The 11,645-nt window shown below is 61.9% G+C and carries 11 protein-coding genes; 9 read left to right on the top strand and 2 right to left on the bottom strand.

Going from position 1 to position 11,645, the window contains the following annotated elements; genetic code table 11:
- Positions 1-157: 157 nt before the first annotated feature.
- On the bottom strand, positions 158-1,387 hold the full coding sequence (locus OXG98_00920) for a hypothetical protein (GenBank protein ID MCY3770574.1): 1,230 nt from the start codon (positions 1,385-1,387) through the stop codon (positions 158-160).
- A 229-nt stretch (positions 1,388-1,616) separates the two neighbouring features.
- Here OXG98_00920 and OXG98_00915 point away from each other — a divergent pair, with 229 nt between their 5' ends.
- The gene (locus OXG98_00915; protein MCY3770573.1) at positions 1,617-2,783 is read left to right on the top strand and encodes a histidine decarboxylase; all 1,167 of its coding nucleotides are present in this window, start codon (positions 1,617-1,619) and stop codon (positions 2,781-2,783) included.
- A complete protein-coding gene (locus OXG98_00910; protein ID MCY3770572.1) occupies positions 2,780-3,184 on the top strand; it encodes a hypothetical protein in 405 nt (134 codons plus the stop codon). The genes OXG98_00915 and OXG98_00910 overlap by 4 nt, the downstream gene beginning before the upstream one ends.
- Before the next feature lie 2 nt (positions 3,185-3,186).
- Here the strand turns inward: OXG98_00910 and glnA are convergent, their stop codons facing one another.
- A complete protein-coding gene (gene glnA, locus OXG98_00905; protein ID MCY3770571.1) occupies positions 3,187-4,536 on the bottom strand; it encodes a type I glutamate--ammonia ligase in 1,350 nt (449 codons plus the stop codon).
- Between the two features lie 372 nt (positions 4,537-4,908).
- Between glnA and OXG98_00900 the strand changes: the two genes are divergently transcribed.
- From OXG98_00900 to OXG98_00870, 7 genes are all read left to right on the top strand, one after another.
- Complete coding sequence (locus tag OXG98_00900; GenBank protein MCY3770570.1) at positions 4,909-5,895, top strand: ornithine cyclodeaminase family protein; 987 nt, start codon at positions 4,909-4,911, stop codon at positions 5,893-5,895.
- A complete protein-coding gene (locus OXG98_00895; protein ID MCY3770569.1) occupies positions 5,892-6,893 on the top strand; it encodes a glycosyltransferase family 9 protein in 1,002 nt (333 codons plus the stop codon). The genes OXG98_00900 and OXG98_00895 overlap by 4 nt, the downstream gene beginning before the upstream one ends.
- A gap of 96 nt (positions 6,894-6,989) precedes the next feature.
- Positions 6,990-7,283, top strand: a complete 294-nt coding sequence (locus OXG98_00890) for a hypothetical protein (protein MCY3770568.1) — start codon at positions 6,990-6,992, stop codon at positions 7,281-7,283.
- Positions 7,284-7,568: 285 nt separating this feature from the next.
- Complete coding sequence (locus tag OXG98_00885; protein MCY3770567.1) at positions 7,569-8,273, top strand: ABC transporter ATP-binding protein; 705 nt, start codon at positions 7,569-7,571, stop codon at positions 8,271-8,273.
- A 9-nt stretch (positions 8,274-8,282) separates the two neighbouring features.
- A complete protein-coding gene (locus tag OXG98_00880) occupies positions 8,283-9,692 on the top strand; it encodes a DUF3526 domain-containing protein (protein MCY3770566.1) in 1,410 nt (469 codons plus the stop codon).
- A 2-nt stretch (positions 9,693-9,694) separates the two neighbouring features.
- Positions 9,695-11,143 carry a DUF3526 domain-containing protein gene (locus OXG98_00875; GenBank protein ID MCY3770565.1) on the top strand — a complete coding sequence of 483 codons (1,449 nt, stop codon included), beginning with the start codon at positions 9,695-9,697 and terminating at the stop codon, positions 11,141-11,143.
- Between the two features lie 87 nt (positions 11,144-11,230).
- Positions 11,231-11,635 carry a MerC domain-containing protein gene (locus OXG98_00870; GenBank protein ID MCY3770564.1) on the top strand — a complete coding sequence of 135 codons (405 nt, stop codon included), beginning with the start codon at positions 11,231-11,233 and terminating at the stop codon, positions 11,633-11,635.
- The last annotated feature ends 10 nt before the right edge of the window (positions 11,636-11,645 follow it).

Below are 11,645 nucleotides of genomic sequence, written 5' to 3'. Positions count from 1 at the left end.
CGGCCTCCAGCGCGGCTTCCTCGATCGCCACCGGGAAGGAACCTCTCGTGACCGCCCTGCCGCCACGCCGGTGTATGGACTACCCTCCCGATTCGACATCGCTACGGGCAGCGGATTTATTGATATACTGTGTGCCGTGACCGGCGTCTGAGGCAGGCTAGATGTACCTCACCCAACCTTTGGTACGGCGGGCTTTGAAACGGCGAAACCACAGGCACAACGGATAGAGCAGGATCAGCACCCCCAGGGCGGCCAGGTAGGCGGTGCCCAGTCCCTGCTGCATGAACATGCCCAGGGCCAGTGCGCTGAAGATCAGAATGTGCATGTGAATCAGGTAGAAGAAGAAGGCGGTCTGGCCGAACACAAGCAGGGGATTCCAGGTTCGGATCGGACCTTTCAGATTCCGCTGGTACCAGAAGAAGCCGGACAGAATCAGGGCCATCAGGCCCAACTCCAGCAACGCGAAGGTCAGGCTGGGCGGGTATTTGTTGACGTAAAGCCATTGCACCAGCGACCAGTCTTCCCGCAGCAACAACATATTCCCATAGCCGTTCCAGGCGCGAAACAGCACAAACAGTCCTAACGCCAGCAGGCCCGCGATGACCAGCAGGCGTTCGACCGATATCGAGGACCGTGTCGCGCCGGCGGACGCTTCGACGGGCGTTGCCTCGGTTAGACGTTGCAGCAGGTAACGACCCAGCAGCCAACCCAGGATCATCATCCCCAGCCACGGCACAAACGGATACTGTACCCACAAGGGTATGGGGCCGATCTTGACCAGCAGTCCCGGATGGAAAAACGGCATGAAAACGCTCATCCAGCCCAGGTTGCGGAACTGTGCGACCGCCTCGTCCATCGCTTCCTGATCGAATTCCCCGTCCGGAACCGGCATATTCGTCACCTCGCGAATCATGTCGGCCGTAACGCCTCCCAGGTGCATGATACCCCAGAACACGGCTTCGTACAGAAACAGGATCGAAAGCGCGGTGATCAGCAGCGTGCGGGTGGACAAGCGCCGCAAGGGGATCATGCAGATCAGCCCCATGCCGATTGCGAACAGGACCTGGAGACTGAACGGAGACCACCACAGCAGTTCAAACGCCAGGATGACGAGCGCCCGCTTGAACAAGTGCCAGTCCAGGTCGCGATCACGCGCCCCCACAAGACGGCGCCGCTCGAAGCTCAGCGCCAGCGCGGTCCCTGCCAGGAAGACGAAGGTCGGCGCGCACAGATGGGTAATCCAGCGCGTAAAGAACTGGGCGACGGGCAGTTCGGATCCTGCCTCGTGCGCATACCACGAATCGTCGCCGAGCCGACCGCCGTTGAATGCCAGACTGGCGTGATCGATGGCCATCAGGACCATGACGAGGCCGCGCATCCAGTCGATGGCCGCCAGACGGTCAGCGTCAGCGGTCAGCGGTGTTCCGGCATCCCCCGCAACCGATGTAGTTCGGTCTTTCGTGATTTCCTAACTCCCGAATCAATGTTAATGTATTTTAAACCTGTCGATTCAGGCCGAGCATCCCACTGGGATGCTGGAACGCTCCCCGTATCATCCCCGTCTAATAATAAGGGGTGGAAACTAAGCTGTAGGCATACGGAAAACGCGACACATTATGACCACGAAACCTGCATTGCCCGACCCGGTTGCCGATACCGCCGTTCTCGACGAACAGAGCGCGGCGAAGCTGGATGCGCTCTACGAGCGACTGACCGCCCAGCGGAAAGTCTCCATCGGCTATCCGTGCAATCATCAGTTCGATTTCACCCCGCTCTATCGCTTCATGGAGTTTGCGGTGAACAACCTGGGCGATCCGTTTTCGGGCAGCAACTTCCGCATGAATACCCACGACTTCGAACGCGAGGTGATCGCGACCTTTGCCCGCCTGACGGGGATTGGCGGAGACGAATGCTGGGGTTATGTCACCAACGGCGGGACGGAGGGGAACATGTACGGCCTCTATCTCGCCCGGGAACTCTATCCGGATGGCATCGTCTATTTCTCCGAGGATACCCATTACAGCGTCAGCAAGATACTACGGTTGCAGCATACGCGCAACATTATGATACGCAGTAGTACTACGGGTGAAATGGACTACCGGGACCTGGAAGAGAGCATCCGGATTCACCGCGACGTCCCGCCCATCGTATTTGCCAACGTCGGCACGACGATGACGGGCGCCATCGACCGGCTGGACCGCATTCGGGATGTCCTTGAAAGACAGTGCACGCCGAACGCGTACATCCATGTCGACGCGGCCTTTTCGGGTATGATCCTGCCGTTTGTGGACGATCCGCCGCCCTGGCACTTCGGCGACGGCGCGGACAGCATTTCCATTTCGGGGCACAAATTGATCGGATCGCCCCTGCCGTGCGGCGTGGCCATGGTACGGAAAACCCATATGGAACGTATTTCCCGATCGGTCGAATACGTGGGTGCGCTCGACACGACGATAAGCGGGTCAAGAAACGCGATCACACCCCTGATGCTCTGGTATGCCTTGCGCTTGTACGGCGATGACGGGTTTCGCGAACTGGTCGGCGAGTCCCTGCGGAAAGCGGCCTATACGGAGAAGGCGCTGAACGAGATCGGCGTGGAGGCGTGGCGAAATCCCTACTCGGTCACGGTCGTTTTTCCCCGGCCGCCGAAGGCGATACTGGACAAGTGGGTGCTTGCCGTCTCCGGCGACATAGCGCACCTCATTACCCTGCCTGGCGTTTCCTGGGATACGCTGGTAGCATTCATAGACGATATGCAGCGAGAAACCGAGAAAACCGTATGAATGAAATCATCATCCCGGTCGAACACGCTCAAGGCGCGTTGGCCTCCGTCTCCGAGACGCTGGCCCGCGCAGATGTCAACATCGAGTTCATCGAGGCTCGCGTACTGGGAACGGGCGGCATTATCGTACTTCAAGTCGACCGTTACGACGTCGCGCTCAGAACGCTGAGGGATGCGGGGTACCGCGCGGTTACGGAAGACGCGCTTGTGCTCGATCTCGAAAACAGGCCCGGAGCGTTGGCAGAGGTGGCAAGGCGCTTGGCGGATGCCAGGATCGGCATTCGCAGCCTTCGGTTCATCGAGCATGCCGGTAACAGAAGCCTTGTGGCGCTGGTCGCGGATGATCCGGACGCCGCCCGGCGGGTGCTCGCCGCGGAACTCGTGAGGGGGGACGGGATTTAAGACTACAACAGGGACAGGTAGGTTTTCAGTTCGTAGTCGGTGACCTGCGACCGGTAGCGTTCCCACTCTTCCCGCTTGTTTTCTATCAGCTTGTCGAAGACCTCTTCGCCGAGGCATTCCACCAGCAACTTGCTTCCTTCCGCCAGTTTGATCGCCTCGTTCAGGTCCTTGGGCAGGGACTGGACGCCCAGTTTTCGCCGTTCTTCGTGGGACATGCCGGACAGGTCGACTTCTGCGGGAGGGCCGAGTTCGTATCCGTTTTCGATGCCCGCCAGGCCCGCCGAGAGGATGACGGCGAAGGCCAGGTAGGGATTGCAGGAGGGATCGGGGGCGCGGTACTCCACGCGCATGGCTTCGTGTTTCGCCGGATTGTAGGTTGGCAGCCGGATCATGTCCGCCCGGTTGTGCAACGCCCACGATACGAAGAGCGGCGCCTCGTAGCCGGCGATGAGCCGCTTGTAGGAGTTGACCCACTGGTTCGTGACCAGCATGGTCTCGGGAGCGTGGCGCATCAGCCCGGCGACGAAGGACCGACCCGTATCCGACAGGTGGTACTCCATGCCTTCGTCGAAAAAGGCGTTTTCGTCGCCGCGGAATAGCGAGAGGTGTATATGCATCCCGCTCCCGTTGTGGCCGGCGTGGGGCTTGGGCATGAAGGTGGCGTACACGTTATGCCGGAGTGCCACTTCCTTCACCACGAGGCGGTAGGCCATGGTGTAGTCCGCCATGGTCATGGCGTCGGTGTACCGCAGGGAGATCTCGCTCTGGCTGGGGCCGCCCTCGTGGTGGCTGAATTCGACGCCGATTCCGATTTCTTCGAGGGCCAGCACGGTGTCGCGTCTCAGATCCGTCGCCCAGTCCAGGGGAGTCAGATCGAAGTAGCCGCCCTGGTCGAGGGGTTGGGGAGGACCATCGCTGGATTTCAGGTAGTAGTATTCCAGTTCCGGTTGCACGTAGAAGGTGAACCCGTGCTCGGCCGCGCGCTGGAGGCTTCTTCTCAGAATCTGGCGTGGATCCCCCTCGTAGGGCCGGGCGCCGTCGGGATCCAGGATATCGCAGAACATGCTGCCCACGGCGCTCTTCCTGGCGTCCGGGCGCCACGGCAGGATCTGGAACGTGCTGGGGTCCGGCATGGCGATCATGTCCTCTTCGCTGTGCCGGATGAATCCTTCTATGGATGAACCGTCGAAGACCTCGCCGTCCTCCAGGGCGTCTTCCAACTCCTCCACCGTGATGGAGAAACTCTTCAGAAAACCCAGTATGTCCGTGAACCACAACTGGATGATCTTGACGTTGTGCTCATGGGCCGTATGGAGGACGTAGTCCTTCGCCGCATCCGATGTGTCGTTCATGTTTCACCTGTCAGGGATTCCGGACTGGCTACTTCGACGGCTTCACCTTTCTCTTCCTCTTCATATCGCGGATCGCGGCCTTCCGCCTCTGCTCCTTGCGGAACCGCTGTCTCCGGAGTTCCTTCTGGCGTTCACGCATACCCACTCCCTGGTGAACGTCCCGGCCGGAATGACCGGAACGGTTTGTCAGGACTCCCCGCCGATCCGGGTCACGGTGTCTGGCGGCGAATCTTTCCAACTCGGATTCTGTCAGATAGTCATTGATTGCAACTTCAAGGACGATTATACAATCTAAGCCGGGCCACCGGTCCGGGCAATCAGTTTCTCGATTGCTTAACACACCCTGAGCCCATCTTCTGATTGGGGTTTTCCGTGAGCCAGGTACGTCTGCTATCAAGATCAGACGTGGCGTCCGTCCTCACCATGCCGGATGTGATCGAGGCCGTGGAAGAAGGGTTCCGTTCCGCAGGCGAAAAGGATCATGTCCCCATCCGCCTGCCCGTCCACGTGGCGGACCGTCCCTCGGTCGCGCTCTTTATGCCGGCCTACCTCTATGGTTCGAATACGCTGGGCGCCAAGGTGGTTTCCGCGTTCCACGACAATCCTGCCAGGGGTCTCCCGATGATCACGGGATTCTACGTGCTGTGCGACGCCGAAACCGGCCGGCTCATCGCCCTCATGGACGCCACCTTCCTCACCGGCATACGGACGGCGGCGGCGTCCGCCGTGGCCACGAAGTACCTGGCCCGGGAGGACGCGAAGGTGCTGGGCGTGATCGGAACGGGCGTCCAGGGCGGGTTCCACGTGGACGCGATCACGGCGGTCCGCCCCATTGAACGGATCGTCGTGTACAATAGAACGGTCGATCGGGGCAGGGCCTTTGCGGAAGGTCTTGAATCCCGGGGGATGTCCTGTCGGCTGGTGTGCTCCGCCGCCGAATGCGCGGCCGAAGCGGATGTCCTGGCGGTCTGCACGTCCAGTTCGACGCCTCTCTTCGACGGCGATCTGGTTCGTCCCGGCACGCACGTAAACGCCGTGGGCGTCTTTACTCCCGACTCGCAGGAAATGGACGCCACGTTGATCCGGCGGGCCCGTGTTTACGTGGATACGTATGAAGGAGCCTTCGAGGAAGCGGGCGACATCATCGTTCCCCTGCGGGCGGGCGACATCACGAGGGACCACGTCCTCGCCGAACTGACCGAACTGGTCACCGGCAGGCAGGAAGGAAGGACCAGTGACGCGGAGGTCACCGTGTTCAAATCCGTGGGTTACGCCATGGAAGACGCGGTCACCGCCAGGCTGGCCTATGAACGGGCAACGGCATCAGGGGTCGGCGCCACCTTCGACCTGGAAGTATGAAGCGCGTCCTCGTCATCCGGTCGGGCGCGGTCGGCGACCTCATCCTTACGCTTCCCGTCCTCTCCGCGTTGAAGAAGCGGTATGACGGCCTGTCCATCGACATGATGGGCGACCCGGACCGCCTGTCGCTGTTGCAGGACTGCGGTTACGTGGATAAGGTGCTGCCGATAGATGGCCGGGAATACACCCCACTTTTCGCGTCGGGCGGCACACCCTCGGGCTCCGTTTCGCGGGACCTGCGGTCATACGACGCGATGCTCACCTACCTGCCCGACCCCGATGGCGTGTTTACCGAAAACCTCCGAAGGATCTCATCCGGACCGGTGCTGACGGGGCGGTCCCGGCCCGTGGAAGGCGGCAGAATACACGTGACCCGCGTGCTTATGGATGCACTAAAGCCTCTGGGAATCGAGACTTCGGTGGATCCGCCCCGGATCGACGCACCGTCAAGTGCCGCGTCGGATGACCTGCGAAGACTGGAAACGGAACAGATGCTCGTTGCCATTCATCCGGGTAGTGGGGGCCTGTCGAAATGCTGGCCGGCGGAAAACTACGGGGCACTGATCGACCTGTTGACCGAATCGGGCTTCAAGCCGGCGATCACCTTCGGGCCGGCGGATCAAATGATCCGTCGCCGCCTGCAGCCCTGGATCGAAACCCGCGATGTCCTGGTTATCGAGGACCGATCCCTCGTAGATATGACCGCCCTGTATGCCCGGTGCCGGGCGATGATTGGCAACGATTCGGGCATGACCCACCTGGCTTCGGCCACGGGTACGCCGGTTACCGCTCTGTTCGGACCTTCCGATCCGGCCGTGTGGGGGCCCAGGGGGAAGGAGGTTCGTATACTGTGGGGAACCGATATGTTCGAAGGAGACGTGGACTGTATAAACTGGCAGGGGCCGTTCCGCCCGCGAAGCCTGGACGGCATCGAAGCAATGACGCCGTTTCGAACCCTGTCGGGTATCTGCCCAACCGCCGGTTCGGGACGCAAATAGATTCAAGAGATAAGGGAAGTATCATGTAAATACGTTGAAGGTGTTCCGGAATCGATGAAGCGTTGAAGGCACTTGACACGACCTCCAGGGCGTACTATGTTCGCCGACATGCGACCAGATTGGTTGACTCTCCAGCGTTGGGCCGCGATTTTCGCCGTGGTCCTCTTCGTTGTTTCGGCGACGCCCCATGACCACGACGGCGAAGAATGCATAAACGGTACCTGTGTTCCCTGTCATGTCCAGGGACTGCCGATTATCGATGCCATCGATCGCTCCGGCGTGCTCGACATTCCCGACACGCCGATTCATCGTATCTCCCGCGCGAATACCTTGCTGCATCCCCGTGATGCGGCGATCCATGGACACGACTCCCGGGCCCCACCTGCCTGAGTACCCCTCCATTTCCGTAACTCCCATAGTTCGTCCAGTTCCTGATGCCCGTTCGCTGATTTTGCGCCGCCAAAATCCGTCCTGCGCATCGGTGGCTTTATCTTCCAGGAAGTAGCGATTCGAAGTCGCGCCGCTGGCGTGGCGAAGGATCTAGTATACGCCATTCAACCGGAGGGAGAATCTATGGAATCCGGTCCGGTATCACGGATGAAGCACACTAGCGAAGTATCGACTGTCGATGAGTCTGAAACCCCGACCGATCCGGGAGGTGCCGCATCGCCGCCCGTGCTGGAAGCCCGGGCGCTGTCCAAGCGTTACGACGAGGTAGAGGCTGTTGTCGGCCTGGACCTCCGTGTCGGGCCGTCGGAGATCTACTGCCTCCTGGGCCCGAACGGCGCCGGCAAGACGACTACGATACATCTTTTCCTGGGCTTTCTTGAGCCGACGTCCGGAAGCGCTCACGTGATGGGCCTGGACGTCGCCAACGAGCCGCTGAAATCCAAAACGCACCTCGCCTACGTTCCCGAGCAGGTCATGCTCTATCGCAACCTGAGCGGCCTCGAAAACCTGGCCTATTTCGCCGCGCTGGGCGGGAAGGAGTCCCTGTCGACGGAACGACTCACCGAGATCCTGGTCGAAGCGGGACTTCAGGCGGATGCGGTCCAGTCCCGCGTTTCCGCGTATTCCAAAGGCATGAGGCAGAAAGTCGGCATTGCGATCGCCATCGCCAAGGAGGCCGACGCCCTGCTCCTCGACGAACCGACATCCGGCCTCGATCCCGAGGCTTCGAACGAGTTCTCCGAATTGCTGGAACAGCTCAAGGACCGGGGCGTAGCGGTGCTTATGGCGACCCACGATCTCTTTCGAGCAAAGGAAACCGGAACGCGGGTCGGGATCATGCGGCATGGGCGCCTCGTCGCGGAGATGACCACCGACGAAATCGGCCACGCGGATCTCGAACGCATCTACCTCGAACATATGCACGAATAGGAGCCAAACATGATCAGGCATATCGTCCGCAAGGAGTTCATGGACGTGGTGCGGGATGGCCGATTCCGATGGTGCGCCGCCCTGGTAGGCGCCCTGCTCCTGGTTTCGCTGGGAACGGGATGGGTCCAGGCGCGCAATGCGCAGAAGGAACTCGCCGCCGCACAGGAAACCGCCCGCGATCACTGGGAATCGCAGGGCGAGAAGAACCCCCATTCCGCGGCCCACTACGGTGTATACGCGTTCAAACCCCGGCTGGCGCTGTCCTTCGTCGATGAAGGCGTGGACCCCTATACGGGGACGTCGGTATTCCTGGAGGCCCACAGGCAGAACGACTTCCTGTTGCGTCCCGCGCAGGACGCGACCCCTGCGCAGCGCATCGGCGCGTTGACGGCGGCGCAGGTCCTCCAGCACCTGGTGCCGCTTCTCATCATCCTGTTGACCTTTGGCGCCCTCGCCGGGGAGCGGGAGCGGGGCACGCTGCGGCAGCTCCTGGCTACGGGCATCGGACGCCTCGAACTCGCCATGGGCAAAGCCCTCGGCGCGACGGCCGCCCTGGCGCTGCTCCTGGTACCCGCGGCAATCGTAGGCGCGGCAGCCATTGTCGTAGGAAGCCCCGGCCCGGCGACCTCCCCGCTGGTACGCGGCGCCGTGCTTGCCGGGATTTACCTCGCCTATTTCGCCACGTTCATTGGGCTATCCCTCGCCGTCTCGGCCCGGGCCCCTTCGGCGCGGACCGCACTGGTCGTCTTGCTGGCCGTCTGGGTGGTGAACGGACTCGTAGCGCCCCGCGTCGCGGTGGATCTCTCGAAATGGCTGTACCCGACACCTTCCGCGATCGAGTTCGCCCACATCCTCGAACAGGAGATGGCCGACGGCGTGGAGGGCGTTGACCGTCCCGACCGGGCCGTCGTTACGCAGAACCTGCTGGCCCAGTATAACCTGGAACGGGCAGAAGACCTGCCGATCAATGCGGTAGGGGTCTTCCTGCAGGAAAACGAGATGTTCGGAAACCAGATTTTCGACCGCAATTACGGTGCTTTATGGGACACCTTCGAGCGCCAGGGATACGTACACGAAGCGCTCGCGGTGACGGCACCGCTGCTGGCGGTTCGGACGCTTTCCATGGGCCTGGCCGGGACCGATGTCGAACAGCACCGCCACTTCGCCGTCGCCGCGGAGGAATACCGGAGGGATCTGGTGGAGCGCCTGAACGGCGAACTGACCGAAAACTCCCGTACCGGTGAGGTCTACCTCGCCTCCGCCGATCTCTGGTCGCAGATGCCGCCCTTCCGATACGACGCACCGGAAGTGTCGTGGGTCCTGAAGAACCGGGCCCTTTCGCTTCTGATGCTCGGACTGTGGCTGGCCGGTGCGTTTGTGGCCGCCACATACGCTGTTCGCCGTGCGGAGGTGGCCTGACCATGGAGACAAAGACCACAAAGACCATCCTGCTCAACGAATGGCGGCTTCTCGCTGCCGACCGTACGCTGCGGATCGTCCTGCCCCTTTTCGTCGTCCTCTTCGCCTACGCGCTGGCCAACGGCATGGCCTGGGTCCGCTTCCAGGATCACACGGTACAGGTCGTACGGGACGGGAATGTCCAACGGATCAATGCGTTGGAACGCGAATTGGCCGCTATCGATAACGGAGCCCAGCCGTCCTCCCCCTTTCGCGATCCCCGATCCGCCAACGTGATGGGTGGCCCCCGGGGCGCCCGGTCCGTCGCGCTGGACCCCGGTCCCCTGACCGCCCTGGCGGTGGGACAAAGCGACCTGCTGCCTTACTACTACGATGTCAGCATCTATACCAACGAATCCACGTTCCTGCAGAACGGCGAGGTGGAGAATCCGCTCAACCTCATGGTGGGACGATTCGACCTGGCCTTCGTCGCGATCTACCTGCTGCCCCTCCTCGTGCTGGCCATGGGCTTCAACGTGTTATCGGGGGAACGCGAACAGGGCACCCTGGCCCTTACGCTCTCCCAGCCCGTATCGGCGCGCCGGTTCGTAACCGCCAAACTCGCCTTCCGCGCCTTGCTGGTCCTGGCCGCGGCCGTCGGGGTGTCATTGATCGGCGTACTGATCTCGGGAGGCTTCGGATCTTCGGGGCCGCTCGGAAGGGTACTCCTGTGGTGCGCGGCGCTGACCGTGTACGCGCTGTTCTGGTTCTCGCTCACCGCCTGGATTAACAGTCTCGGCCGGTCATCCTCCTGGAACGCCACGGTGCTCGTGGGCGCCTGGCTTGTGCTGGTGGTGGTGCTGCCGGCCGCCATCAACATCGCCGCGGGCCTCCTCCACCCGCTCCCGTCGCGGGTGGAGATGATCACCGCCCAGCGCGAAGCTTCGAACGACGCGGTGAACCGCCGCAGCGAACTGCTTGCCCGTTACCTCGAGGACCATCCCGAACTGGCCGGGGGCGGCGAGGCCGATGAACCCAACCGGGCCGCACTCGCCTGGGCCGCGACAGACGCGGTGAACCGGCACCTGGAAGAGGTGTCGGACCGACACAGGATGAGACGTGACGAGCAGAACGAACTGGTCCGCCGCTACCGGTTTCTCTCCCCCGCGCTCCTGGTCCAGGAGATGCTGATCGACGCGGCGGGAACGGGTGATGCGCGGTTTGCCCGGTTTCAGTCTCAGGTGAGAGCGTACGCCGGTCAATGGCAGTCGTTCTTCGTGCCGGCAATCCTGGCCGGGGAGCGGATGTCGGCGGATGTGCTTCCCACGTTACCGGATTTCAATTTCGTAGACGAGTCATTAGGCGACGTGGGCCGGCGCGCAGCAGTACCGCTATCGGCACTGATCGTACTGGTCGGGCTGGTAGGCGCGGGCGCCTGGGTCGGACTCGGCAGGGTCCGGGGCGCCGGGTGAGCCGCCCTCCGGGGCGCCGAAAAAGCCAGCCCCCGGGGCGCCGGGTGAGCCGGCCCGGAGTTTATCCCACAGGAGATTCAGATAAGAATGAACCACCAGATCAATCGAGGAACCGTAGACAACATCGGCGTGTTCGTCTCGACTGTATGCGCGATCCACTGCCTGGCCTTGCCGCTAGTGGTGACTTTCCTGCCGCTCGTGGGTCTCGGATTCCTTGCCGGCGAGCCCGCCGAGTACGCTATAATCGGCGCGGTGCTGCTCGCCGCCGGGAGCGTGGTTTCGGGCGTGAGGCACCACAGGAGGTGGAGGGCGTTTCTTACCCTCGTATTGGCCGTGGGGGTAATCGCTACGGGATTCATGGCGGCCGAAGGAAACTTTGAAGTATTCCTCCATGTAACCGGGGGCGTCCTGCTCGCGACGACCCATCTCCTGAACCGGCACCTGTGCAGGACCTGTCCCGCGTCCGATTGCGGACCGGCATCTCATAGGTAATCGCATGGTC

The sequence above is a fragment of the Gemmatimonadota bacterium genome (genome assembly GCA_026706345.1).
GTDB lineage: Bacteria > JAAXHH01 > JAAXHH01 > JAAXHH01 > JAAXHH01 > JAAXHH01.
This window is presented reverse-complemented; position numbering and strand designations above follow the sequence as displayed.

What these genes read in the sequence shown, in the direction of transcription:
- OXG98_00915 (MCY3770573.1), top strand. Translation starts at nt 1,617, where the DNA reads ATGACCACGAAACCTGCATTGCCCGACCCGGTTGCCGATACCGCCGTT.
- OXG98_00910 (MCY3770572.1), top strand. Translation starts at nt 2,780, where the DNA reads ATGAATGAAATCATCATCCCGGTCGAACACGCTCAAGGCGCGTTGGCC.
- glnA (MCY3770571.1), bottom strand. Translation starts at nt 4,536, where the DNA reads ATGAACGACACATCGGATGCGGCGAAGGACTACGTCCTCCATACGGCC.
- OXG98_00895 (MCY3770569.1), top strand. Translation starts at nt 5,892, where the DNA reads ATGAAGCGCGTCCTCGTCATCCGGTCGGGCGCGGTCGGCGACCTCATC.
- OXG98_00890 (MCY3770568.1), top strand. Translation starts at nt 6,990, where the DNA reads ATGTTCGCCGACATGCGACCAGATTGGTTGACTCTCCAGCGTTGGGCC.
- OXG98_00880 (MCY3770566.1), top strand. Translation starts at nt 8,283, where the DNA reads ATGATCAGGCATATCGTCCGCAAGGAGTTCATGGACGTGGTGCGGGAT.
- OXG98_00875 (MCY3770565.1), top strand. Translation starts at nt 9,695, where the DNA reads ATGGAGACAAAGACCACAAAGACCATCCTGCTCAACGAATGGCGGCTT.
- OXG98_00870 (MCY3770564.1), top strand. Translation starts at nt 11,231, where the DNA reads ATGAACCACCAGATCAATCGAGGAACCGTAGACAACATCGGCGTGTTC.